Raw genomic sequence first — 24066 nt, forward strand, 5'->3', positions numbered from 1 at the left:
ACATGTCAAACAATAATTTTCTATTAAATTATGCATGTTTTCCAAGCAAAACAAAAGGGAGATACTTCAAAGAGCCAGAAGATGAGAATCGCAGCTGCTTTCAGCGTGATAGGGACCGTATCATTCACTCTAATGCGTTTAGAAAATTGGAGTACAAAACACAAGTTTTTATCAATTATGAGCACGACTACTATCGCACTCGGCTTACTCATAGCCTTGAAGTTGCACAAATTGCAAGGTCCATTGCGCGTAGACTTGGCTTAAATGAGGATATCACTGAATGCATAGCGCTCGCACATGATCTTGGTCATCCTCCATTTGGTCATGCAGGTGAAGATGCTCTAAAGAAATCAGTTCAAGATTTGAATCTTGATAACGAGAAGTATGAGTTTGATCATAATGTTCAAGCTATAAGGATTTTAACTTACCTCGCACAAAAACATGCTGATTTTGATGGTATGAATCTAAGTTGGGAGGTGATTGAAGGAGTTGCAAAACATAACGGTCCCTTGCTTGGTCAAAACGCGGAGTCTTCTACAAATAATCAGCTGTTATTAGAATACAACAAAAAATATGATCTAAAACTTGAAGAATTTTCAAGCATTGAAGCGCAAGTTGCTTCAATTGCCGATGATATTGCTTACAGTGTTCACGATCTTGATGATGCACTCAGGGCGAATTTAGTAACCATCGAAGATTTGCTGAATGTTCCTTTAATTGAAAAAATGTTTAAAGACATAAGGAGCAGATATTCAGAATTGCCTCAGAGCAAACTCATACATGAATCACTGAGTGGAACTATAGGAACTATGATAAGTGATGTTGTTTCTCAGACTGAAAGAAATATTGAAGATCACAAAATAAAAAGCGTAGAAGACGTAAGAAGTCTAAATAAAATGCTAGTCACATTTTCACCAGAAGTTGCGAATGCTACAAAAGAAATGAAAAGATTCAACATGGAGAAAATATACAGAAGCTATAAACTGAGTAGAACGATGAACAAAGCAAAACGCATAATACAGGAACTCTTTCAATGTTTTTATGAAAACCCAGGATTACTTCCCACAGAGTGGAGCAAACTCGCTTGTGAATCTCAGCGTTCAGTAATAATATGTGACTATATCTCAGGTATGACAGATAGATTTGCTATACACGAGCACAGAAGAATTTTTGATACCTCATACGAAATGACTTCTTTCTAATGACTGATGATCATTTCATGTCAATTGCATTAAGGCTTGCAGAAAAAAATCTTGGAAATGTTGCACCAAATCCTGCTGTCGGGTGTGTTATTGTAAAGGATGGTACAATTGTTAGTGAGGGATACACAGGGATTGGTGGGCGTCCGCATGCGGAGGTAGTCGCTTTGCAAAACGCTAAAGATTCAACTCATGGCGCAACTATATATATCACTCTTGAGCCATGTTGTCATCACGGAGTCACGGGGCCTTGCACTGCAAAAATCATAAAAGCTGGCATAAAAAGAGTAGTAATTGCAACTATTGACCCAGATAGTAGAGTTTCAGGTGGAGGCATTAAAGCTCTGAAAGAAGCAGGAATTGAAGTTGAGCAAGGTATTATGCAAAAAGAAGCAGAAGAACTGAATGTCGGTTTTTTCACCACTAAAGAATTACATAGACCATTTATAGCTTGCAAAGTCGCAACAACTCTTGACGGAAAAATCGCAACATTTACAGGCGATAGCAAATGGATAACAAGTGAAAATACGAGAAACTGGGTGCATGAGCTCAGAACGAAATATGATGCAATTATGATCGGCAGCAATACTCTTATTAATGATGATCCACTCTTAACTTGCAGATTACCAGGACTCGGAAGTAGATCGCCAATAAGGCTAATTATAGATAGTCAAGGGAGATTAAAGGAAGAGCATAACATTGCAAAGACTGCAGACAAAGTAATAACTTGGGTCATCACAAATAAAGAAGTAGAGAAAAAAATAAAAAACATTAACTACTTGAAAGTCAATTCAAACGATGCAGGCAAAGCCTGCCTAAAGGACATGGCATTAAAACTTGTTTCAGAAATCGGTATAACAAGGTTATTAGTTGAAGGTGGAGGAGTGTTAATCACAGAACTATTAAAGTGTAATTTAATCGACAGGTTGATAATATGCCGCAGTGGTAAAATTTTAGGCAATGATGCCACTCCTTTTGTAGGAGATTTAGGGATTCAATTCATTAACAACTGTTATCAGTTTAAAAAAACAAAGATAATAGAGTTTAGTGAGGATATAGTTGAGGTTTGGGATAGGTCGTCATAATCCTTACATACTCAAACAGTAAAAAAAAGGTATCCGTTCAGCGGAGCGGTAAAATAAAAAGTAGACAAGGAGTGCTAAAAACATAATATCACAAGTAGTATGTGTGGTAAATATGTCTGATCTACTAGCTAGTCTTCTCAAGCTCTGTGAAAGCTTTAAAATAGAGATAGAGCAACTAAAAGCAGAGATAAAGAGGTTAGAGATAGAAAACGAAAATTTTAGATCTGAGAATAAGGCGCTAAGAATCGAAAATGCTGAATTGAAAGAAAGACTAGGTCTGAATTCACAAAATTCATCGATACCGAGCTCAAAAGAGTTATACAAGCTAAAGAAGAAAAAGAAAAAAAGTGACAGGAAAATAGGGGCACAGATTGGGCATGAAGGAAAGTATCGCCCTAAAATGGAGGCAGATGAAGTGGTGAAAATAGAGTTCTTGCAAGTGCGGAGGAGAAATTGCGATATCGAAAGAGCCATACATTCATCAAAAAGTTGATTTGCCAGAAATTAAGCCTTATGTTGTGGAATACCAATGGCCGCTGTTGCAAGTGTGGAAAAAGAAAAAGTAGCAGGCTACCAGAAGGTGTTACTGCGGATACATTTGGTCCAAAAGTTAAGTCAACAATCGCGGCGCTGAGCGGATTTTACAAGAACTCGAAAAGAGAAGTAGCAAATATTATAAAAAATATTTTCAACCTGGACATCAGTGTTGGTAGCGTGTCAAATAGCGAGGCTAGAGTTGCAGAAAAATGCCAAGAAGCATATGAGCAAATCGAGCAAGAAGTAAGTAAAAGTGAAGTTCTGCATATCGATGAAACGAGCCATTATAACAAAGGTAAACTTGGTTGGTGCTGGATGTTTGCCAGTAATACAACAAGTTTTATAAAATTGACAGAGTCAAGAGGAATGAAGGTTTTACAAAATAGTAAGTTCTGCAATCGCAATAGCTTACGACAGGTACGCAGCATACAACTACTTTGCCGATAAGAACAGGCAAATCTGTTGGGCACATTTATCAAGAGATTTTGAAAGATTAGCACATAGTTGAAGTTAAAGTTCTGGGCTGTTACTTAAGAAACGTAGCCACTGAATTATTTGCACTAAAAAAGGCCTTGCTAAAAAATGAGATAGATGTTTTTAGATTTACCAGACGTGCCAGAAAGTTGCGAAAACGTACAAGGTATAGCTCTTTTTACAATAATCCGAACAGACCGTAATATGCTACTGGCCTGCTATAGCCATAAACACATATCTTATCGCATTCGGACTATTATAAGAAAGGCTATATTACTTGAAGCCGCTTACCTGAAGCAATTGGAGCTTCTCGAGTTGCAAAAAATATTTTGAAATCTGAAAGAATAATGTGGAATTTTTTAGATGACCCAGAAAACATTCCGCTGACAAACAACCATGCTGAACAGCAGATACGGCATTATGTCGTTTATCGCAAAAATTCATATTTTACCCAATCGAAGTGGGGAACTTGAACGGATAATTTCGTTATACTTAACATGGAAACAAATGGGCTTTCCAAAACCTTCTATCTATTGTTTCTTAAACCACTCTCCTGAACTGATACAACCCAAGAAAGGTTTTTCTACGTCATACCGCCGCGGTATCTCAGCATAGATTCCGCTAACGAGTAGCGGAATGACGAATTTGTTGTTTTTCAAATTGTAGGTAAACCTAAGCCACTTTAGCTATATAGGATTACTACGATGGATTTTTAAGATAGTTTATGGCCTTCTTAATATCTTCAGCCTTGAATATCGCCGATCCCGCAACTAAAATATCTGCACCTGCTTTTATTATATCAGCTGCGTTAAAAAAGTTAATTCCACCATCTACTGAAATTTGTGTTTTAAGGTTACGCTCTTGTATCATTTTTTTTATAGTAGATATCTTGTTCAACTGTGAATGAATGAATTCCTGCCCTCCAAAGCCAGGGTTGACTGTCATAATCAGCACAATATCTAGCTCATGTATTATATATTCAAGCACACTTGGAGAAGTTGAAGGAACAATTGAAACTCCAACTTGAATCGGTTTTTTTTCGTCGTTTACATTTTTGTATGACTTTATCTTTCTTATCAACCTCTCAAGGTGTGTCTCTGCTTCTGCATGTACAGTGATAATATCAGCACCAGCATTTATAAAGCTTTCAATGTGGTTACCAGGAGATTTGACCATTAAATGCACATCAAAAGGAAGATTGCTATATTTACGTATTGCAGAAACAACGCTAGGACCAATTGTAATATTTGGAACGAAATTCCCATCCATAACGTCTATGTGTATGTAATCCACACCTAAATCGCTAATTTTTCTTACTTCTTCCCCTAATTTTGCAAAATCTGCTGAAAGTATAGAAGGTGCAATTTTAATACTCATGAGCTGCCTTTTTTGCTAAAAAATAACTTATTTTTAAAACTCTGTCACCCTAAGCACCATCTGAGTAGCTAGAGACCGATATCGGTATGCCTATTTAACTAGATCTTAAATTAGATAAAAAAAGGTAGTCTTGATAAAACTTATTTACAGCAAGTTTTTTTACATTTGGACTTTCTGTTTGTTCTTTTTTGTACCCTAATTTATAGCTTATTGAATCCTTATATGAACTGATCGTTTTGTATGCTTTGTTCATCTCTCTAGGAAAGATGCCGTTAGCAATTACGACGCATAACCCTGTAGCTGTTGCAAAAGCTAGAGTGGTAAATGCTAGATTTTGTAAAAAATTCCTTCCACTAACTTTTTTTTCCTGTATATTAGCAGAGTGCTGTTTGTTTGACACTTCTTCTAGATATTCATGCCATATGTGATTGCAGTTCGTACATTTTACCTTTCTTCCAGATGCACCTATTTGCTTAGGAGATACTAAGTAAGTTTTAGTACAACTATTACATTGTATTTTCATAGCACTTACATATAAGTAGTAACAAGCCCAAATGATACGAGCTACAAATTTAATATCAATATATATATAACAAATGGAAGGTTTGCAACTAAAAAAAACACAGAGTGAGATAAAAGATATTTGGAAAAATAGAGAAAAATTTAATGACTGTAATCTAAAGAAAACAGCAAGAATAGCAATTAAAGAGGTAATTGAGCTCCTTGATAGTGGCAAAATTAGAGTAGCAGAAAAGCTATCAAGTGGAGAATGGGTAGTACATAAGTGGATAAAGCAAGCAATATTATTACATTTTCTCACTGAAGAAAGCAAAATAATAGACAATACCAATTGCTGGTTTGATAAGATCGGTAACAAGTTTAGTGAATGGAATGAGGAGAAATTTCGCCGGTTAAAAATTAGAGCAGTTCCTGGGTGTTTTGTTCGCCGATCTGCTTATATAGGTACAAATGTTGTTCTAATGCCAAGTTTTATCAACGTTGGTGCATATGTTGATTCAGGAACAATGATAGATACCTGGTCAACGATTGGTAGCTGTGCGCAAATAGGAAAAAACTGTCATATTTCCGGTGGAGTGGGAATAGGTGGAGTTCTTGAGCCTATTCAAGCTTCACCTGTCATTATAGAAGATAATTGCTTTATTGGAGCACGTAGCGAAGTGGCCGAGGGTGTGGTAGTGAGAGAAGGATCAGTCCTTGGCATAGGCGTGTTTATTGGGGCATCAACAAAGATTATTGATAGAGAAACTAGCAAGGTATTTTACGGCGAAGTGCCACCTTATTCTGTAGTGGTACCAGGGTCTATTCCATCTAAAAATAATATTTCAACCTATTGTGCAGTCATAGTAAAAAAAGTGGATGAAAAGACGAGATCGAAAATCTCTATAAATGAAATATTGAGGGATTAATAGCATTTCTCATAATAGTCCGAATAGGTCATAGGAAGGCAGAATCAACAGCACGACGAAAGGATTCGAATAGAGGAATGTTTTTCCTGGCTCTGTTTTTTATAGCAAACCAATGATGCTCAATTTTGTTAAAATCTGGAGAATAAGGCGGCAGATACAAAATTTCTGCACCGACTCCTTTAGCGAGCTTGATAAGCTTATCAGACTTATGAAAAGTAGCATTATCAAGAATGACAGTTTGTCCAGGTTCTAAGATCGGTGCCAAAAATTGCTCAAACCATCCATTAAAAATATCCATATTACAGTGGCCTTCAAATGTTAATGGAGCAACTATCTTTCTTCTACTTAAGGCTGCAACCATGCTGATTCGTTGAGTTTTTTTTCCAGATTTTAGGGCATAAAATCGCTGTCCTTTCTGGCAATACCCATATGGATAGTCCTCCGTGTTATCAATCCCAGACTCATCTATATACACTAAGTTTTCTGGTTCTTTTGTTGCTATAATTTTTAAGAATTCAGCACGTTTTTCTTCGTTCCTTTCCTTGTATCCATATGTCTTTTTTTGCGCGTAAATCCAATTTTTCTGAGAGCTCGGTGGATCGTTTCGATACTAACGTTGCCCCAAAGTTTAGCCATTTCCGACAGAGTTTTTCTACCGTGTTTTTTAGCAAATTCGATAAACTTATTCCAGTCGATAATTTTCTGATTGTAACCTCCATTACCGAGTTTTTTGACTGAAAGTCGCCTGTTTCTTTTTTTCTTTGCTTCCACTCCCACAAAGTAGTTCGTCCAATTTTAAATCTTGCTGCCACTGCTTCTCTGCTTTCCCCTTCGTCTAGTGCTTCCATTGCTTTTTTTCTTAAATCATAACTATATGCTGCCGGCATCCAACCTCCTTATCGCCATCTATCCTTAATCTTATCATATCCGGACTTCTGTGGAAAGAGCTATAAACTATCTTACTCCTTGTCGTCACTTTTTTTATCATTATTACTAACCACAGTAATGGCATACGCGCATAACTCTGAGAAAGAGACTCCATTTTCTTGAGATAATTTATATAATTTTTGCAGACTTTCTTTTACTTTATTAGGGATATTTCCTCCACGTTCTTTTACAAGCCAGGAATCTTGATGATGAATTGGATGAGCATCACTTTTTGGATTTCCTATGTATATTGCAAAAGGTGAACTTTGTCCTTTGAAGTCACATTGTACAGTAAATTTTTTTATAGATTCAGCCATCTAAAGACCTCTACTTTTCTTTTTGGTCGATTTTATAGCAGGTGGAAGAGGTGGTTTCTTTATAAAATCTTGTCTATTGACAACACTTTCTCTACCTTCCAAAGCTCGGCGAACATCAGCTCTGCTTAATTGCGACTCTTTTGCTACCTTCATTCCATGCTTTGCCATAATATTAGCACATGCTAGTACTTTTTTTACCAACTCTAGATCACCATTTAGCATTTGAACTAGCACTTGAAACACTTCCGCTAAAGTTAGCCCATTAGCATTTATAACCTTGTTTTCTATAAAATTGACAGCTTCTTCAAATTTGTATTCAATACTATCATCTTGAGGTATAAGGGCAACATAATCGGTGTTTTTGTCGTCCATAACTCAAGCACTATTACTCACAAACTTAAGTTTATACTATATATATAAATACTCTACTATTTTATATTATGGCACGCTATAGTTAAACATTTATTAATAACATGCTCACTTATATACACGAATTAATTGACAAAAGTCAAGGATCAATATCCATCAGTGATTTCATGAATGCCGTTTTGTACCATGAAAAATACGGCTATTATACAAGTAAATTACCGCTTGGTAAGGATGGTGATTTTACTACCGCACCTGAGATCAGCCAATTATTTGGTGAAGTAATTGCAGTTTGGATAATGCATACATGGGAAAAATTAGGAAAGCCATCAAAATTTTCTCTAGTTGAACTTGGGCCAGGCAAAGGAACACTCATTCACGATATAATAAGAGTCACTAAAAAATACAGCAGCTTTTTTAATTCAATGTTGATCCACTTAGTTGAAATAAGCCCTACTTTACGGAAGATACAAAAGGAAAAATTAAAAAGCTTAGATGTTAATTGGCACAAAAATATTGACAACCTACCAGAACAACCAACCATTTTTTTAGCAAATGAGTTCTTTGACGCTCTTCCGATAGATCAGTTTGTATATCATGATGAGGGGTGGTATGAAAATATGGTGACAAAACAAGATGATGGCAGTCTCTTGGTGTCATGCCAGTGCGTGACACTGGAATCCAGAAAAAAAGAATCATGGATTCCAGTGTCAGCTACTCAGATGACAAATGGAAAATTTTTTAATGGTGCAGTGGTGGAAATATGTTCAGTTGGGGTTGAAATATTAAAAAAACTTGAGAAGAAGATATATAATAATAAAGGAGCTGCTTTGATTGTAGATTACGGTTATGTATACCCCGCATATAAGAGCACTTTGCAATCGATAAAACAACATAAGTATGCTAATTTTCTTGAGAATGTTGGTAATAGTGATATTACCGCACTTGTGAACTTTCAAGCGTTAAGAGATTCATTAAAGCATGTAGATTGTGAGATTTTAACTCAAAGGGAATTTTTATATCTTTTTGGCATAAAAGAAAGAACCCAGGCTTTAATGAAAAACGCAAGTGATGAACAAAAGAATAGGATCTTTAGTGAATTCTTAAGGTTGACTGAAAATATGGGCACTCTTTTTAAAGCAATGCTATTGATATAGCTAACCCAAGAAAGGTTTCCCTACGTCATACCGCCGCGATATCTCAGCATAGATTCCGCTAACAAGCAGCGGGATGATGAATTACTATGCCGCCGCGAACCGTCATACCGCGATTCATTCGCGGTATCTCAGCCGCTAACAAAGCGGTATGACGAGCTTATCGTCATGCCGCCGCGAACCGTCATACCGCTGCGGTATCTCAGCCGCTAACAAGCAGCGGGATGACGGTTGTCTCCTAGCTGTCATCCCAGTACTGGTAGACTCAAATCACAATGCTCGTATAGCTGCAACCCTGGAGGTATAGCTCTTTCCACAGAAGTCCGGATATGATAAGATTAAGGATAGATGGCGATAAGGAGGTTGGATGCCGGCAGCATATAGTTATGATTTAAGAAAAAAAGCAATGGAAGCACTAGACGAAGGGGAAAGCAGAGAAGCAGTGGCAGCAAGATTTAAAATTGGACGAACTACTTTGTGGGAGTGGAAGCAAAGAAAAAAAGAAACAGGCGACTTTCAGTCAAAAAACTCGGTAATGGAGGTTACAATCAGAAAATTATCGACTGGAATAAGTTTATCGAATTTGCTAAAAAACACGGTAGAAAAACTCTGTCGGAAATGGCTAAACTTTGGGGCAACGTTAGTATCGAAACGATCCACCGAGCTCTCAGAAAAATTGGATTTACGCGCAAAAAAAGACATATGGATACAAGGAAAGGAACGAAGAAAAACGTGCTGAATTCTTAAAAATTATAGCAACAAAAGAACCAGAAAACTTAGTGTATATAGATGAGTCTGGGATTGATAACACGGAGGACTATCCATATGGGTATTGCCAGAAAGGACAGCGATTTTATGCCCTAAAATCTGGAAAAAAAACTCAACGAATCAGCATGGTTGCAGCCTTAAGTAGAAGAAAGATAGTTGCTCCATTAACATTTGAAGGCCACTGTAATATGGATATTTTTAATGGATGGTTTGAGCAATTTTTGGCACCGATCTTAGAACCTGGACAAACTGTCATTCTTGATAATGCTACTTTTCATAAGTCTGATAAGCTTATCAAGCTCGCTAAAGGAGTCGGTGCAGAAATTTTGTATCTGCCGCCTTATTCTCCAGATTTTAACAAAATTGAGCATCATTGGTTTGCTATAAAAAACAGAGCCAGGAAAAACATTCCTCTATTCGAATCCTTTCGTCGTGCTGTTGATTCTGCCTTCCTATGACCTATTCGGACTATTATGAGAAATGCTATACTGTTTCTCACCCACTGGAGATATTGCACGGTACTATCTACTTGATCATCATGTCGAGTTTCAGGAAACATTAAAATCTCATACTCAAAATCGTTCAGCCATACTGCTTGATGTGGCAGAAAAACCTTGCCAGACTCTATAATCGGAACAATTTGATGAAATCGAGTGAGCTTGTCATCATGTGGCACTATTTCAATAATCGGTAAATCACTGTTTGTCTTTAGCTCTTGCACCAATTGTTGACCACTTGTTTTTGCTTCGATTAAAATTGCGTGTGGCGTCCATCTTGCAGCTAGTGACAAAACCTGTTCTTTAAGCTTTGGATACTCAAGCTTTGCGCGATATACATCAAGTAAATAGAATTTATTATCTATTTTTGCCCAGGTGGTGCAGACACTAAAGTTGCTCATGTCGCTTGTTGAAACCGCAGTATCCCAACTTTGTGTTACATGCGAGAGATTATCAGGAACATTTTTATAGCGCTTTAGCCACTCTCGTTTGACTATACCACTTGAAAGCGGCAGAGGGTTTTGTTGATATTGCGCAGCAAAAGCATAACTCCCAAGTTCAACTTTTATCGTCTCAACTTCTTCTTTTCCTCCATCGAGGGGATATAGCAACTGACCTTCTTCTCTTGAATATAATATCCTTACAGGTGACGCTGGTTTATTATATAATCGCCTGGTCGCACAGTGCTGAGCTACTCGGATGATAGGAACGGGAGGCATTGGCTTTTTGATTGAATAAATAACCTGCTTATTTTCAGAAATCATTGGCAAACAAATATGATGCCATATGTTTTTTGGCTTGGAGAGAAGGTGTCCAGTTAAGTCCTCCTGGTGTAGCCTGTGCATTACAAGAACGATGACTCCTTTTTTTCTATCGTTCAGCCTGGTTACTAAAGTCTGATCAAACCAGTTTGTGGCACGCTTTCTAAGCGTTTCACTCAAAGCTTGAGCAGAACTGAGCGGATCGTCCACAATGATAAAATCACCACCTTCACCAGTTAGTGTTCCACCAACTGATGTTGCGATTCTGTATCCTCTCTGCACTGTTTGAAATTTATATTTGGTATTCTGGTCTTTGGATAGTTCTATCTCTGGAAATAGCGCTCTATACCAACTAGACTGCATCACGCACCTGGTGTCGAGCGAGTGCTTTTCGCTGAGCCGCTGAGAATAACTTGCAACTATTATTCTCGCAGTTGGTTGGTTTCCCAGTATCCATGCGGGCCACGCAACGCTTATGCACATGGACTTCATCGAGCGCGGAGGCATATTGAATATTATTCGTTTCACTTCACCAGCGCTCGCTGCTTCCAGCCTGTCTGCTATGACTTTTATATACTGATAATCATTATACTCACACCCCGGCACTACCGTTTGAAAGCACAGTTCAATGAATTTTAGAAAGTTCATGATATAATGTTGAAACCAACGCGTGACGCTGGGATGACAAAAAAAGGAGCACTGGAATGACACCCTACTTAACCGTCATACCGCGATTCATTCGCGGTATCTCTTAACATAGATCCCGCTAACACGTAGCGGGATGACGAATTACTTAACCATCATTACACCGTCATACCGCGATTCATTCGCGGTATCTCTTAACATAGATCCCCTACTATACCTTAACATAGATCCCGCTAACAAGCAGCGGGATGACGAATTACTTAACCATCATCTACACCGTCATACCGCGATTCATTCGCGGTATCTCAAAGCATAGATCCCGCTAACACGTAGCGGGATGACGGTTGTTGTTTAGCTATAAATATTAAGAAATTTACCAAATAAAAAAAAAGGCAAAAGAAGCCCCGTGGTTATTATCCGCTTTAAAATATTGGCGTTTTTTATGTTTTAAACGCTTGACAAGCGAGATTCAGCCGCTTTTAATTGCAACTAACTTACGCTGCAAATGTTTAAGAAATTTACTAAGCAGAAAAAAAGACAAAGAATCCCCGAGTTAGCTAGTCTTTTACTATCTCTGTCGAGTATTGGCATTTTTTGATGTCTTGTAACGCTTTATAAGCGCGTTCAGCTTATTTAGATAAAAATCTAGATGTAGATGAAGTTTTGTAAAGACATACAGTATCTATATACTGCAAAAAATTGAACATAAGACGCCGATACATTAATTAATCCTTACCTTTTAATCTGCAGATTGGCGAAAGCAAATACAATAGCTTCACTATCATGATAAGGGCGCTGGCGAAGGGTGTCAAGTAAGTTTTTTCGTTTCTATTCCCAATAAAAGTTTGTTATATGGTTATGCAAGAAGTTTAATACTCATAGTTTCAAGCATATACTGAAATATCTCATTAGCAATTGCAACATCTTGGCGTGGGGCTTTGCCGTGTTCTATAAACACAGAGATTGCATAGCGCGGGTTATGGTAAGGGCCATAGGCGATAAATAACTTATGACTTTCGCCCTTAGAGTTTATTTCTGGTGTACCGGTTTTGCCAGCAATTTGTATACCGCTTAGCCCTTTCTTATAGGTTCCAGTTTTAGAATTCACCACATCAAACATAGCTTTTCGAACTATGCTAAGATGCTCACAATCCACATCAATATCGGGAAAATCTTGTATCGTTTCATTCATCTTAATGCGGAGAATTACCTCTTTTCCTGTTGCAATCCTCGCTGCAAGAACTGCAAGCTGTAGTGGTGTTGTAAGCATATACCCTTGTCCTATAACTAAGTTGATAGTGTCACCTAAATACCACTGCGAATATAGCTTTCGTGTACGCCAATCTCTATCTGGCAACAACCCTGGAGCTTCTTCTTTAAACGTTCCAATCAGTGGCCCACTTCCAATACCAAATTTTCTGGCCATTTCTACTAGAGAGTCTACACTTATTTTTTTCCCTATATTATAAAAGTAAGTGTTGCATGATAATGCCATTGCCTCATTTAAAGATACATACCCATGGACTTTGCTTTTCAGACAACGAAATTTCCGCTCACCTATTTTCATATAGCCCTTGCACGAGAATTTCTCTTCTGGTGTTATTATCCCGTCTTTTAAACCCGCAAGCGCAACTATTACTTTAAATATTGAACCAGGTGGAATTTGATATGATAACGCACGATTCACGAGCGGCAATGAAGGAGCATTCAAGCTCTCCCAAGTCTCATTTGATAGCCTGCTAGCAAAAAGATTATTATCGTAAGAAGGTGAATTATATAATGCTAAAATTTCTCCATTATTTACATCAATTACCACTGCGGAGCCTTGGTGATCTTTAAATACCTCTGCGGTTTTCTCTTGCAGATTAATATCAATTGTCAGTTGTACATCTTGTCCGTCTTGTTGTGGTATGCTTGATAATTCTTTTATGACGCGTTTTTTAGAATTTATTTCCTGCTCAGATTTTCCTGACTTGCCTTTCAATATATGATCATATGTATATTCAATACCGCTGATTCCTACTTCGCTTATGCCTTGCTGTCTTTTTGTATATCCGATTACATGAGAACACATTGAACCAAACGGGTAATAACGTTTATAAAGAGCAGTTATTTTTTCTGACGATTTTGCTATTTTAGACTCGACTTCTGATAATGTCTGCAAATCAACTTCCTTACCAGAACCATCAAACAAAACAACATACGAAATTTTGTTCATCGCAAGTTCAATGCTATTCCTATCTAAAATTTTGCCCCGCTTAGGCATAATAGTAGCAACTCTTATTCTATTACTATTAGATAGTGCTTCGTACTTTTGTCTGTTTCGTATTTGTAAATTATATAACCTGCAACTAAAAACCGCAGAAATGGTAAGCTGAATACCACCTAATATGAATGCTCTGCGGTTAAAGACTTTGTTTTTTGTCCACATAACATTCCTTCAAAACACACTTTTTTCCCCTCTTTTATTGTTACACTTCTGGCTTTTACCGTATTACAAACCCTTTTTTCCCACTCACTTAAGGTCACAAACTTATAACCTGATTTTTTTAGTATTTTAATAATATGAGGTAAAGCTTCAATTGTGTTTGACCTGTTATTGTGATCATGAAACAGTATAACTGCTCCATTATGTACATTACTTAAAACTCTTTCAACTAAAGTTTCTGGCTTATCACCTTGCCAATCTAGCGAATCAACTGTCCATAATATTGAATACATATTTAATTGATCAGTATTTTCAATCAGATTATCGTCATAACATCCATATGGCGGACGAAACCATTTTACATCTTGTTTTATTGCATTTTTAATTGCTGTATTTGTCTTTTCCAATTCTTGCAATTGTTCCTCACTTGAAAGTGATGTCAACTTCCTATGCGACCAAGAGTGATTGCCTAACTCATGACCTGATTCATGAATTTTCTTTACTATTTCAGACGTTTTTTCATTTATACGTTCACCAAGCACAAAAAATGTTGCTTTTGCTTCATAGCTTTCCAGAACATTAATAATATCGTTTACTCTATTGTTAGACGGTCCATCATCAAACGTAAGCGCAACAAACTTATCGTCGTTATTCAATAATTTTTTTATATTACTTAAATTTCTATATGATAGATCTAGATTACAACTGAGCCCACAGTATGGTAAATTAAAATTACAATCACTACAAAAAGCCGTACTTGAATATAGTAAGAAAAAAGTGATTATCCTTATAAACATTTGTAATCAGCAAAGTGATAGAATACTACACTTTTTTGCTAAGTTAAGCCATCTTTAATTGCTGTAGCCTTTACTTCATCGCTTCTTTAATATATTGTATTAACAATTTTATATAATATATTATGATTGCAAATATAAATACCGTTGCGCTTCAGGGAATTAGCACAGTAAATGTCAATGCACAAATTCATATGGCAAATGGTATTCCAGCTTTTAATATTGTTGGATTGCCAGATAAAACTGTTGCGGAATCCAAAGAACGCATCAGAGCAGCGTTAAATTCAATCAATCTACTGCTACCTCCAAAAAGAATTACAGTTAATCTCTCCCCTGCGGATTTGCTGAAAGAAGGCAGTCATTATGACTTGGCTATTGCTATTGGACTACTTGTTGTAATGAATGTGATAGCAGTTGAAAAAGTTCAGTCTTATATCATTATGGGTGAGCTTGCCCTTGATGGCAGAGTTATTCCAGTTTCAGGAGTGCTGCCAACAGCGATCAATGCAAAACAGGCAAATAAAGGAGTAATTTGCCCAAGGGGAAATGGAGTAGAGGCTTCATGGGTAAAGAATGTTTCAATTCTAGCTATAGAGAAATTAACTGATATTATCAGACACTTTAAGGGTGAACAATTAACTCAGCCAGTAATTTTTAAATATAGTGATGCACCCAAAGAAAAAAGATTGGTTCCCGATATGAAGGATATTAAAGGCCAAGTTGTTGCAAAAAGAGCAGCTGAAATTGCAGCAGCAGGTGGGCATAATATGCTTCTTGTTGGCCCTCCTGGTACTGGAAAATCAATGCTTGCTAAGCGCTTTATAGGATTGCTGCCTGATTTAACCGAACAGGAGATGATTGATGTTAATATTATTTCCAGCATAACAAAAACTGGTAATGAAATATTCAAAGTAACTCGTCCCTTTCGTGAACCTCATCATTCATGCTCTATGCCAGCGATGATAGGGGGAGGAAAGAATGCAAAACCTGGAGAAATTACCATGGCTCACAATGGCGTGTTATTCCTTGATGAGTTGCCAGAATTTCCAAGACTTGTGCTTGATTCTCTGCGCCAACCACTTGAAGATAGAAAAGTTACCGTTGCAAGGGCAAATGCTCACATAACCTACCCTGCAAATTTTCAACTGATTGCTGCAATGAACCCTTGCAGGTGCGGTTATTTAGGTGATGCAAGCAGATCGTGCAACAAAGCTCCAAAGTGTGGCACAGATTACAAAAACAAAATATCAGGCCCATTGCTTGATAGAATAGACATATGCATTGAAATGCCAAACGTTAGCATACTCTCTCCTGAAATCTCTGTGGAGGGAGAAAGTACTAAAATTATAAGAGAAAGAGTGATAGCAGCAAGAAAAGTTCAAACTGAGCGCTATAGTGAATTAAATATTCGTTGCAATTCAGAAGTAAGCGGTGAAGCATTTAATAAATTTACTGAACCAGATCAGGCAGGGTTAGAATTGCTAAAATACGTACTGAAAGAAAATTACATTTCCAATCGAGGCTACACACGCGTATTAAAAGTTGCAAGAACTATTGCAGATCTTGCAAAAAGTGAAGAAGTAAAAAGAGCACACATTGCTGAAGCGCTGAATTACAGAATCAGATTATACTAATAAATTAAATTACTTGACAGGCAGCTTTTTTTTACTATATATTATTCTTAATGAAATTTTAATATTCTATTTAAGGAGTAGAGTTATGGCAAGAATTGAAGTAATAAAACAGAAATATAGTCAAGAGGGCCTTTGGTCAGCAACTAAAGAAGTTCCTGTGCAAGGTTGGAATCTTGTAAAAGAAAATCCATACAAAACGGCCGCGACTTTTGTAGCAACTGCAGCAGCAATTTCGCTTACAGCTGCTTATTTTTTGAGCCCAGCTTATGCGGCTTTCGTTGGTACAGTTGGAACAAAAGCTGCAACACTCGTTAGTCCTGCTATTACTGCAATGTCTACATTTGCAGTTGCTCATCCGCTAGTTGCTAGTTTGATAGTTGTTGCTGCGGTGGCGGCTTTAATAGCTGCACCTGTGTATGCATATAAGAATAGTAGTAAGGCAAATCAAATTGATGCAGTGAAAGAAGAGATTCTTAAGGTCTGTGAAAAAGATGGTGATAAGCCTAAAATTGATAATGATAAGCTAAAATTTATTGTTAATGATGCATCAACATCCTTGAATAATGTTGCGGTAGCAGTTGGATTGGTACCAGCAAAAGCATAATAAAGTAGCTTAAACAGAATAAAAAGGGATAGTCTCTGTCCCTTTTTATAAACATTTTCTATTTTTTTGCATCAGTAGAATGATACCTTCTAAAAATATAAAGTTATTATCTGTTATTTTAAATGTTATTAAGAATAAGTAAATCCCGTTTACTGTTTACGCCTATAGAAGTGAAAAGTATTTGCATATTATTAAAAAAGCAGTAACTTATTATCAAGTGAATTCGCTAAATTTGAGTAATTTAAATGTCTATTGATCTTAGTCTGCCGGAGTTACCTATATTACACCCAAGGATTACCGTTGTGGGAGTGGGTGGTGCTGGTGGAAATGCTGTGAATAACATGATCCAATCTAATTTGCAAGGAGTGAATTTTGTTGTCGCAAATACCGACGCTCAAGCACTAGAAAAGTCGTTATGTGATAAAAAAATTCAGCTTGGCATTAATTTAACTAAGGGTCTTGGTGCTGGTGCTTTGCCTGATGTTGGCAAAGGTGCAGCAGAAGAATCAATTGATGAGATTATGGAGCATATAAAAGATAGTCATATGCTTTTCATCACAGCAGGAATGGGCGGTGGTACTGGAACCGGTGCTGCACCGGTAATTGCAAAAGCAGCCAGAGAAGCAAGAGCCGCAGTTAAGGATAGAGCGCCAAAAGAAAAAAAGATATTGACTGTTGGAGTTGTAACTAAACCGTTCGGTTTTGAAGGTGTGCGCCGTATGCGCATTGCAGAGCTTGGACTTGAAGAACTGCAAAAATACGTGGATACACTTATTGTCATTCCAAATCAGAATTTATTTAGAATTGCAAATGAAAAAACTACATTTTCTGATGCATTTAAACTTGCTGACAATGTTCTGCATATTGGCATCAGAGGAGTAACTGACTTGATGGTCATGCCAGGGCTTATTAATCTTGACTTCGCTGATATAGAAACAGTAATGAGCGAGATGGGCAAAGCGATGATTGGCACCGGAGAGGCAGAAGGAGAAGATAGAGCAATTAGTGCTGCAGAAGCTGCAATATCCAATCCATTGCTTGACAATGTATCAATGAAAGGTGCGCAAGGAATATTAATTAACATTACTGGTGGCGGAGATATGACTCTGTTTGAAGTTGATGCTGCAGCCAATAGAGTGCGTGAAGAAGTAGATGAAAATGCAAATATAATATTTGGTGCTACTTTTGATCAAGCGATGGAGGGAAGAGTTAGAGTTTCTGTTCTTGCAACTGGCATTGATGGTCGCAATAATAAATCAGAAACTTCACCTATAAGTCAGAGCGAAGACTCAGAGAAAGAGAAATTTAAGTGGCCATATAGTCAAAGTGAAAGTACACAAGACAAAACACTGGAAACAAAACCAGCTGAACAGGTAAGCGAAGGAGCTAAGTGGGGCAGCAATATCTATGATATACCAGCTTACTTAAGAAGAAAAAAATAATGCAATTTTGGCTACTTAAGTCAGAGCCAAGTGAATACTCATGGCAAAAAATGGAAAAGGAGCAGGTAGTTGAGTGGGATGGTGTGCGCAATTATCAAGCTCAAAATTACATGAAAATTATGAAAGCAAGCGATCTTGCGTTTTTTTATCATACAGGTAAAGAGAAAGCAATACTTGGAATCGTTGAAGTATTTAAAGAGTATTATCATGTTAATGATCCCAAGTTCGGATTAGTGAATGTAAAGTTTTTGAAACCTTTAAATAACCAAGTAACGTTAAATAATATAAAACAAAACCCACTTTTGAAAAATATGACTATATTAAAACAACCACGTTTATCAATTGCCCCAGTTTCGGAAATTGAATGGAATGAAATAATAAGGATGAGTGATGTGTAATACCTGTCATTTCAGTTCCTAAATGATGTCATCTCAGCACACAACGCACAGCTGTATGAATATTTGTCTCGAAGGCAGTGCATTAAACGTTATAGCCGATTTTGCATCAAACACAAAGGTGTCATTCCAGTGCTTGACACTGGAATCCAGCCTTAATGCAACCACATTAAAGCCGTTGTGTTTTAATATAAGATTAGCTACTTTTATATTCACTAACTTGATGTCTAATCAAAATTCCTGGATCCCAGTGCCTAGACACTGGGATGACATCCTTCTAGTGTACAATATTCGTACAGTTGTGTACATGACACAAGGGTCTATAACTCTTCTTTTTTGGATTCCAGTGTCAGCTATTTGCATGACACCCTTACTGATGTGTCACTCATGTTAGAAGTAAATATTCTTGACAAGAAATGGTGCAGCATTATAGAAAATCCTAAAAATTTTGTATTAGGTGTCATCAATGCTTCTCTAAAAGAATTAAAAATAGACCACTATAAACCAAATATATCAATAGCTCTGGCTGATGATGACTTGCTACATCAACTTAATTTAAAATTTAGAGAAATGGATAAGCCAACTAACGTACTATCATTTCCGTATGAACAATTGTCTAATGAGTGCGATTTAGGAGACATAGCAATTTCAATAGACACAATAAAAAGAGAATCGCATGAGTATTATATACCCATTCTTGCTCACATTGCACACATGTTAGTGCATGGATTACTGCATTTACTTGGTTATGATCACCAAAAAAAAGATGAAGAAATTATAATGAAAAATCTAGAAAGAGAGATTTTAGCTTCGCTTGGCTACAATATGTGTGCGATTTAAAAGGAATTTAATAAAAATATAGTAGATGATAATAAAATATGTTATCTACAAAGGGTTTTAGCTATAAACAATAAAAGGTAAGTGATATGGTTCAGTTTTCTTTGCCAAAGAATTCTAAAATTAATCAAAAGGGCAAAATTTATCCTATTCCTGCTAGAGCAAAAAACATCAGAAGATTTCAAATTTACCGTTGGTCTGCTGATGACGAGAAAAACCCTAGAATAGACACATTTTTTATTGATATGGATAGTTGTGGCCCTATGGTACTTGATGCATTAATAAAAATAAAGGATGAAATAGATTCGACTTTAACTTTCAGACGTTCTTGTAGAGAAGGCATATGTGGATCTTGTGCCATGAATATTGACGGAACCAATACTCTTGCATGTACTAGATCTATACATGATATAAAAGGTGACGTAAAAATATATCCATTACCTCACATGTATGTAATAAAGGACCTAGTCTCGGATTTGAGCCAATTTTATGAGCAATACAAATCAATTAAACCTTGGTTACAAGCAGATAAGCCTGCCCTACCAAATAAAGAATACTCTCAATCTTCTGAAGATAGAAAAAAATTAGATGGCTTGTCCGACTGTATATTATGTGCTTGCTGTTCGACTGGTTGCCCAAGCTACTGGTGGAATAGTGATAAATTTTTAGGACCAGCAATACTATTACAAGCTTACAGATGGATTGCTGACAGCCGTGATAATAAGACAGGTGAAAGACTTGATGTTTTAAACGACCCATTCAAGTTGTATCGTTGTCATACAATAATGAATTGCACAAAAACTTGTCCTAAAGGACTTAATCCAGCAAGAGCAATAGCGAAAGTAAAACAGCTCATGGTAGAGAGAGAAGGAGTTTAAGTATTATCTTTTGCATTCTTCGTAAGAGAACAGCAAACCTTCCGAAGCGTAGGGTATTGTTAATACCCTGAACGCTTTTCCGTTTGTGAAGTGCATCGTATCATCGTACGATTCAAATAATTTTTTGAACAACTCATGTCTTTGGTTACTAATAGTTTGAAAATCCTCTTTTTCTAAAAGCTTTTTAGATTCGAAGAGGTAAAGCATAACTTCGTGATAAGTTGGGTAAGATGCCAAAAATTTTGGGTCAAATTGAAAGGTTTTTATAAAAGCATTATTATAAAATTTTAGCTTTTGATTCTTACTATATATTACTATAGCAACCGGTAACCTCTCAAGCAAATTTTTCTGTGTAGCTAAATAACTGTTTAATTCAGTATATAATTTCTCTGCATCACTAACATCTTTCCCATACATTACTATGCTACCAGAACCTTGTATTGGAATTTTAACAAAATCGAAAACCTTAGGTTCGTTCTTATAAGTTATGACATGTCTTACTGGTTTTGTGCTATGAGCGCTACCGGTAATAGCAAATTTCTTAGAACCATCTACATATTTATCATAAAACAAGTTATAAAATTCCACCTTTCTACTCTTGTTATATCTTAGTATTGGAAATGGTAAAGAGTTGAAAACGTTTTTATAGCTCTCCACTTCCTGTGTAAGCTTACTATTTTCTAACTCAAGTCCGTTAGCCTTTATCTTACAGTCTGAGACATTCCTTATCCATAACAGCACACCTATCACATTGTTAGAATCATCTATTATGCTTCTACCGTAACATATGCAATAAACCTCACTGTCTTTTGACTTTAAATCTAGAGTAAAAGATTTATTTATTTCCTTTGCCTCAACAAAATTTTTGATTAAGCTTTCTGATTGCTCAAAAAAATTCACAAACTCATTAAATGAGTAAAAAACAGTATTAAGCAAAATTAGTAAATTGGGAGAGAACTTTTCTATACGTTTTTTTGCATCCCAAATATAAAACCCATCATTCACAGTATCAATTAAATTATTTATGATAACATTTTGATGCTGTAAGTTCTTAATCTTATTACTAATTTTTAATTTAGAATAAGAGAGAAAGAATAATATTAGAATCAATATTAAAACCACTTCATACAAAAAAAACATAGCACTTTTAAAACAAATGTAAAAATTTGTAACCGCTCAGAATTATGCTGAAGAGGTATATAAGTAAAGATTGCCTAACATTTGAAAGCCCAATCTCTTATAAAGGTTCACAGAAGATTTCATACAATGTGCTACTATATATTTGCATTCAAGCTGTTTAGCTATCTTTATTCTTTCTAAAACCATTTGGGTACCTATTCCACGATTCCTGTAAATTGGTAAAACTCCATCACTATAAAAACCAGCTACGCTATCTTGAACATAAAGACCGCATGTCCCAATAATTTCATTATTTAGTGTTACAAGAAAAAATCTTAATCTTGAGTTCTTATCATCATAATTTGATAATCCGCGAAAAAATGTGCTGACAATTCCAACGCCATGATAAAAAATTTTAGAAGTGTGTAGATCTAACTGTTCTAAGAGGTTGCTACCATTCACAGCATTTAACCTCAAGTTTGGAATAACATCAGCAGGTAAAAAGTAATTTTTCATATTAAGTAAAGCTTTTTTTGGTGTGCTAACGTGTTTTATTTCACACTTTTCTAAAATATCTCTTATTTTCATATGTGAATTTATTACCCATGTTGCTTCTATATCTCTTGTTCTGAGATAATCTAGAGTTTTTTGTATAGAAAGCTCGGTACATTGATCTCCACAGAACACAAAATTAAATAATGACTCCCTGGTACCATTTATTGTAAATATGATGTTATCAAATTCATCGTGTACTTCCCACTCAGATAAATTCGCTGTGTACAGTATATAATCCTTTAGATTTTGAACAATTAAGCTTGAATAATAAATTTTTTTATCCTGCATACACCAACAATAAACAATAAAAGGCTCCTATAAGAACACAGGCTAAAATTGCAGCTATAACGTCATCTAGCATAATACCTAAAGGACCTTTGGTATTTTTATTGATTAAATTTATAGGCCACGTTTTTATTATATCAAAAAACCTAAAAGAAAAAAAGCACAACAACAATGAAGAACAATTCATCTCTTGGCTTAACAATATCGAAACTAAAAGTATCGTCAGCAATTGACCAACCACTTCGTCAATTACTACCTCTTTTGGATCACATGAAGTCTTGTAATGTTTTATATAATTACCTGTAGACCATAATCCAATTAAGAATAAAAAAGAAATAATTGCTGCACCTAAAATTTTGTTGCTCAGGATTACAGGAACAAGCGGAAAAGAAGCCAAACTACCCACAGTACCTGGCATTTTTTTTACTGTTCCAGACAGCCACCACGTTGATATTAATTTATATAAAAATTTCACAATATATCCAAATACAAAATTAACTTATAAGAACAGAAAGAGTATCCTCTATAGAGGCGCTTTCATACAATAATCTATAGACCGCTTCACATATAGGCATTTTTATCTTTAGCTTTCCTGCTAAATTAAATATGGACTCAGCAGTGCTAAAACCTTCAATCACTGACTTGCCTTCTGACAAAATCTGCTGAACATTAAAGCCATTGTCACTATTACCTATTTTAAACCCAAAAGATAAGTTTCTTGAATTCAAGGATGTGCATGTCATAATTAGGTCACCCAGACATGCTGGCCCAAGTAGTGTATTTATATCCACACTACCGTCACCAATTTTTGCTGAGTATAAAGCCTTAATTTCGCTCATACTTTTCGTAATCAATGCTGCATGAGCATTAAACCCAAGTTTACTACCTAGAACAATCCCACACGCTATAGCAAAAACGTTCTTTAACGCTGCACAAATCTGTACTCCTATAATGTCGTTACTAAACTCCAATTTAACATTTTCTTGTTGCAGCTCTGATACTAGCTTTGAACCTAATGTGTTATTTTGGCATGCAAGAACCATTGAATAGGGTAATTTTCTTGCAACTTCTACAGCAAAGCTAGGACCTGAAAAAATAGCAATAGGATTGTTAGGTAAAATTTCATTTACTATTTCACTAGGTAATTTTAATGTAGACTTTTCTATTCCCTTACAAGCTAAAATTATTGCTACATCTTTTTTCAGATTACAATTATGCAATTGCTGACATACCTTCCTCAGAGACTGAGTGGGAACAGCGAGGATTGTTACTGAAGCATTAATTATGTCTTCAATAGCCAATTTTACTGACACATTATCAGAAATTCGACAACCGGGTAGCTTGTCACTTTCTCTTTTCCCGTTGATTGATTCAAATGTAGTTTCATTGTGAGTCCACAAAATCACATCTTTCTTACTACCTAATGAAATTGCGATTGCTGTACCCCATGCACCAGCACCTAAAATTGATATTGCCACACAATATTCCTGAAAATATTACTTATACTTTAAAATAGTAGGATAAGTAAATTAAAAATATAACACAGACATATAGAATAGTT

At 36.2% G+C, this 24066-nt stretch carries 22 protein-coding genes and 4 pseudogenes; 12 read left to right on the forward strand and 14 right to left on the reverse strand.

Annotated features, from left to right (window positions below):
- Positions 1–2 precede the first annotated feature (2 nt).
- The 3 genes and pseudogenes from ABWU67_RS04555 to tnpC all read left to right on the forward strand — a co-directional run bounded on the left by ABWU67_RS04555 (position 3) and on the right by tnpC (position 3839).
- The gene (locus ABWU67_RS04555) at positions 3–1202 is read left to right on the forward strand and encodes a deoxyguanosinetriphosphate triphosphohydrolase (RefSeq protein WP_341821786.1); all 1200 of its coding nucleotides are present in this window, start codon (positions 3–5) and stop codon (positions 1200–1202) included.
- Entirely contained in the window at positions 1202–2284 is a 1083-nt protein-coding gene (gene ribD / locus ABWU67_RS04560; protein WP_353281783.1) for a bifunctional diaminohydroxyphosphoribosylaminopyrimidine deaminase/5-amino-6-(5-phosphoribosylamino)uracil reductase RibD, read from the forward strand. The genes ABWU67_RS04555 and ribD overlap by 1 nt, the downstream gene beginning before the upstream one ends.
- Positions 2285–2396: 112 nt before the next feature.
- A pseudogene (tnpC, locus tag ABWU67_RS04565) lies at positions 2397–3839 on the forward strand (IS66 family transposase).
- 155 nt (positions 3840–3994) lie between these two features.
- Here tnpC and rpe read toward each other — a convergent pair.
- The gene (rpe, locus tag ABWU67_RS04570; protein ID WP_038198978.1) at positions 3995–4672 is read right to left on the reverse strand and encodes a ribulose-phosphate 3-epimerase; all 678 of its coding nucleotides are present in this window, start codon (positions 4670–4672) and stop codon (positions 3995–3997) included.
- 94 nt (positions 4673–4766) lie between these two features.
- Positions 4767–5195 carry a zinc-ribbon domain-containing protein gene (locus ABWU67_RS04575; protein WP_341815061.1) on the reverse strand — a complete coding sequence of 143 codons (429 nt, stop codon included), beginning with the start codon at positions 5193–5195 and terminating at the stop codon, positions 4767–4769.
- A 73-nt stretch (positions 5196–5268) separates the two neighbouring features.
- Between ABWU67_RS04575 and dapD the strand changes: the two genes are divergently transcribed.
- The gene (gene dapD / locus ABWU67_RS04580; RefSeq protein ID WP_264339475.1) at positions 5269–6099 is read left to right on the forward strand and encodes a 2,3,4,5-tetrahydropyridine-2,6-dicarboxylate N-succinyltransferase; all 831 of its coding nucleotides are present in this window, start codon (positions 5269–5271) and stop codon (positions 6097–6099) included.
- Positions 6100–6127: 28 nt separating this feature from the next.
- Here the strand turns inward: dapD and ABWU67_RS04585 are convergent.
- From ABWU67_RS04585 to ABWU67_RS04595, 3 genes and pseudogenes are all read right to left on the reverse strand, one after another.
- Positions 6128–6986 (reverse strand): annotated as a pseudogene (locus ABWU67_RS04585) (IS630 family transposase).
- A gap of 72 nt (positions 6987–7058) precedes the next feature.
- Positions 7059–7343 carry a DUF2610 domain-containing protein gene (locus tag ABWU67_RS04590; RefSeq protein WP_010962783.1) on the reverse strand — a complete coding sequence of 95 codons (285 nt, stop codon included), beginning with the start codon at positions 7341–7343 and terminating at the stop codon, positions 7059–7061.
- Positions 7344–7715: a hypothetical protein gene (locus ABWU67_RS04595; RefSeq protein ID WP_353281786.1), complete on the reverse strand. Its 372-nt coding sequence runs from the start codon at positions 7713–7715 to the stop codon at positions 7344–7346.
- Positions 7716–7816: 101 nt separating this feature from the next.
- Between ABWU67_RS04595 and ABWU67_RS04600 the strand changes: the two genes are divergently transcribed.
- Both ABWU67_RS04600 and ABWU67_RS04605 read left to right on the forward strand, forming a co-directional pair.
- Complete coding sequence (locus ABWU67_RS04600; RefSeq protein ID WP_264329519.1) at positions 7817–8866, forward strand: class I SAM-dependent methyltransferase; 1050 nt, start codon at positions 7817–7819, stop codon at positions 8864–8866.
- Positions 8867–9230: 364 nt separating this feature from the next.
- A pseudogene (locus ABWU67_RS04605) lies at positions 9231–10089 on the forward strand (IS630 family transposase).
- 5 nt (positions 10090–10094) lie between these two features.
- On the opposite strand, the pseudogene terL reads toward ABWU67_RS04605, so the two are convergent.
- From terL to ABWU67_RS04620, 3 genes and pseudogenes are all read right to left on the reverse strand, one after another.
- A pseudogene (gene terL / locus ABWU67_RS04610) lies at positions 10095–11537 on the reverse strand (phage terminase large subunit); the annotation flags it as partial.
- A gap of 853 nt (positions 11538–12390) precedes the next feature.
- Positions 12391–13965 carry a penicillin-binding transpeptidase domain-containing protein gene (locus ABWU67_RS04615; protein WP_353281788.1) on the reverse strand — a complete coding sequence of 525 codons (1575 nt, stop codon included), beginning with the start codon at positions 13963–13965 and terminating at the stop codon, positions 12391–12393.
- Positions 13920–14759, reverse strand: coding sequence for a polysaccharide deacetylase family protein (locus tag ABWU67_RS04620; RefSeq protein ID WP_010962787.1), 840 nt, complete (start codon positions 14757–14759; stop codon positions 13920–13922). The genes ABWU67_RS04615 and ABWU67_RS04620 overlap by 46 nt, the downstream gene beginning before the upstream one ends.
- 122 nt (positions 14760–14881) lie before the next feature.
- Between ABWU67_RS04620 and ABWU67_RS04625 the strand changes: the two genes are divergently transcribed.
- The 4 genes from ABWU67_RS04625 to ABWU67_RS04640 all read left to right on the forward strand — a co-directional run bounded on the left by ABWU67_RS04625 (position 14882) and on the right by ABWU67_RS04640 (position 18834).
- Entirely contained in the window at positions 14882–16390 is a 1509-nt protein-coding gene (locus ABWU67_RS04625) for a YifB family Mg chelatase-like AAA ATPase (RefSeq protein ID WP_341821790.1), read from the forward strand.
- A gap of 85 nt (positions 16391–16475) precedes the next feature.
- Positions 16476–16994: a hypothetical protein gene (locus ABWU67_RS04630; protein ID WP_353281790.1), complete on the forward strand. Its 519-nt coding sequence runs from the start codon at positions 16476–16478 to the stop codon at positions 16992–16994.
- A 245-nt stretch (positions 16995–17239) separates the two neighbouring features.
- Positions 17240–18436 carry a cell division protein FtsZ gene (ftsZ, locus tag ABWU67_RS04635; protein WP_010962790.1) on the forward strand — a complete coding sequence of 399 codons (1197 nt, stop codon included), beginning with the start codon at positions 17240–17242 and terminating at the stop codon, positions 18434–18436.
- Positions 18436–18834, forward strand: a complete 399-nt coding sequence (locus ABWU67_RS04640; protein WP_007549395.1) for an EVE domain-containing protein — start codon at positions 18436–18438, stop codon at positions 18832–18834. The genes ftsZ and ABWU67_RS04640 overlap by 1 nt, the downstream gene beginning before the upstream one ends.
- Before the next feature lie 33 nt (positions 18835–18867).
- Here ABWU67_RS04640 and ABWU67_RS04645 read toward each other — a convergent pair whose 3' ends face one another.
- Together ABWU67_RS04645 and ABWU67_RS07260 are read right to left on the reverse strand one after the other, a co-directional pair.
- Entirely contained in the window at positions 18868–19047 is a 180-nt protein-coding gene (locus ABWU67_RS04645; RefSeq protein WP_022626337.1) for a hypothetical protein, read from the reverse strand.
- Between the two features lie 15 nt (positions 19048–19062).
- Complete coding sequence (locus ABWU67_RS07260; RefSeq protein WP_255322244.1) at positions 19063–19194, reverse strand: hypothetical protein; 132 nt, start codon at positions 19192–19194, stop codon at positions 19063–19065.
- 24 nt (positions 19195–19218) lie between these two features.
- Here ABWU67_RS07260 and ybeY point away from each other — a divergent pair, with 24 nt between their 5' ends.
- Both ybeY and ABWU67_RS04660 read left to right on the forward strand, forming a co-directional pair.
- Positions 19219–19671 carry an rRNA maturation RNase YbeY gene (gene ybeY, locus ABWU67_RS04655; protein WP_010082473.1) on the forward strand — a complete coding sequence of 151 codons (453 nt, stop codon included), beginning with the start codon at positions 19219–19221 and terminating at the stop codon, positions 19669–19671.
- Positions 19672–19757: 86 nt separating this feature from the next.
- The gene (locus tag ABWU67_RS04660; protein WP_010082472.1) at positions 19758–20546 is read left to right on the forward strand and encodes a succinate dehydrogenase iron-sulfur subunit; all 789 of its coding nucleotides are present in this window, start codon (positions 19758–19760) and stop codon (positions 20544–20546) included.
- Positions 20547–20549: 3 nt separating this feature from the next.
- Here the strand turns inward: ABWU67_RS04660 and ABWU67_RS04665 are convergent, their stop codons facing one another.
- From ABWU67_RS04665 to ABWU67_RS04680, 4 genes are read right to left on the reverse strand one after another with little or no spacing between them, the layout of a single operon-like run.
- On the reverse strand, positions 20550–21686 hold the full coding sequence (locus tag ABWU67_RS04665; RefSeq protein ID WP_341821792.1) for a hypothetical protein: 1137 nt from the start codon (positions 21684–21686) through the stop codon (positions 20550–20552).
- 42 nt (positions 21687–21728) lie between these two features.
- Positions 21729–22508, reverse strand: a complete 780-nt coding sequence (locus tag ABWU67_RS04670) for a GNAT family N-acetyltransferase (protein ID WP_006280097.1) — start codon at positions 22506–22508, stop codon at positions 21729–21731.
- Positions 22498–22980: a phosphatidylglycerophosphatase A gene (locus ABWU67_RS04675; protein ID WP_353281793.1), complete on the reverse strand. Its 483-nt coding sequence runs from the start codon at positions 22978–22980 to the stop codon at positions 22498–22500. Before ABWU67_RS04675 ends, ABWU67_RS04670 begins: the two co-directional genes overlap by 11 nt.
- A 19-nt stretch (positions 22981–22999) precedes the next feature.
- Positions 23000–23983 (reverse strand): NAD(P)H-dependent glycerol-3-phosphate dehydrogenase, encoded by a 984-nt coding sequence (locus tag ABWU67_RS04680; RefSeq protein ID WP_010962796.1) that lies wholly within the window; start codon positions 23981–23983, stop codon positions 23000–23002.
- Positions 23984–24066 lie beyond the last annotated feature (83 nt).

The sequence above is a fragment of the Wolbachia endosymbiont (group A) of Aleiodes leptofemur genome, assembly GCF_964028465.1.
Classification (GTDB): Bacteria; Pseudomonadota; Alphaproteobacteria; order Rickettsiales; family Anaplasmataceae; genus Wolbachia; species Wolbachia pipientis.

Excerpts from the sequence above, each read along its gene's own strand:
- ABWU67_RS04640 (WP_007549395.1), top strand. The coding sequence starts at position 18,436 with ATGCAATTTTGGCTACTTAAGTCAGAGCCAAGTGAATACTCATGGCAA.
- ybeY (WP_010082473.1), top strand. The coding sequence starts at position 19,219 with ATGTTAGAAGTAAATATTCTTGACAAGAAATGGTGCAGCATTATAGAA.
- rpe (WP_038198978.1), bottom strand. The coding sequence starts at position 4,672 with ATGAGTATTAAAATTGCACCTTCTATACTTTCAGCAGATTTTGCAAAA.
- ABWU67_RS04620 (WP_010962787.1), bottom strand. The coding sequence starts at position 14,759 with ATGTTTATAAGGATAATCACTTTTTTCTTACTATATTCAAGTACGGCT.
- ABWU67_RS04615 (WP_353281788.1), bottom strand. The coding sequence starts at position 13,965 with ATGTGGACAAAAAACAAAGTCTTTAACCGCAGAGCATTCATATTAGGT.
- ABWU67_RS04625 (WP_341821790.1), top strand. The coding sequence starts at position 14,882 with ATGATTGCAAATATAAATACCGTTGCGCTTCAGGGAATTAGCACAGTA.
- ABWU67_RS04575 (WP_341815061.1), bottom strand. The coding sequence starts at position 5,195 with ATGAAAATACAATGTAATAGTTGTACTAAAACTTACTTAGTATCTCCT.
- ribD (WP_353281783.1), top strand. The coding sequence starts at position 1,202 with ATGACTGATGATCATTTCATGTCAATTGCATTAAGGCTTGCAGAAAAA.
- ABWU67_RS04595 (WP_353281786.1), bottom strand. The coding sequence starts at position 7,715 with ATGGACGACAAAAACACCGATTATGTTGCCCTTATACCTCAAGATGAT.
- ABWU67_RS07260 (WP_255322244.1), bottom strand. The coding sequence starts at position 19,194 with ATGCAAATAGCTGACACTGGAATCCAAAAAAGAAGAGTTATAGACCCT.
- ABWU67_RS04590 (WP_010962783.1), bottom strand. The coding sequence starts at position 7,343 with ATGGCTGAATCTATAAAAAAATTTACTGTACAATGTGACTTCAAAGGA.
- ABWU67_RS04670 (WP_006280097.1), bottom strand. The coding sequence starts at position 22,508 with ATGCAGGATAAAAAAATTTATTATTCAAGCTTAATTGTTCAAAATCTA.
- ABWU67_RS04665 (WP_341821792.1), bottom strand. The coding sequence starts at position 21,686 with ATGTTTTTTTTGTATGAAGTGGTTTTAATATTGATTCTAATATTATTC.
- ftsZ (WP_010962790.1), top strand. The coding sequence starts at position 17,240 with ATGTCTATTGATCTTAGTCTGCCGGAGTTACCTATATTACACCCAAGG.
- dapD (WP_264339475.1), top strand. The coding sequence starts at position 5,269 with ATGGAAGGTTTGCAACTAAAAAAAACACAGAGTGAGATAAAAGATATT.
- ABWU67_RS04555 (WP_341821786.1), top strand. The coding sequence starts at position 3 with ATGTCAAACAATAATTTTCTATTAAATTATGCATGTTTTCCAAGCAAA.
- ABWU67_RS04660 (WP_010082472.1), top strand. The coding sequence starts at position 19,758 with ATGGTTCAGTTTTCTTTGCCAAAGAATTCTAAAATTAATCAAAAGGGC.
- ABWU67_RS04600 (WP_264329519.1), top strand. The coding sequence starts at position 7,817 with ATGCTCACTTATATACACGAATTAATTGACAAAAGTCAAGGATCAATA.
- ABWU67_RS04630 (WP_353281790.1), top strand. The coding sequence starts at position 16,476 with ATGGCAAGAATTGAAGTAATAAAACAGAAATATAGTCAAGAGGGCCTT.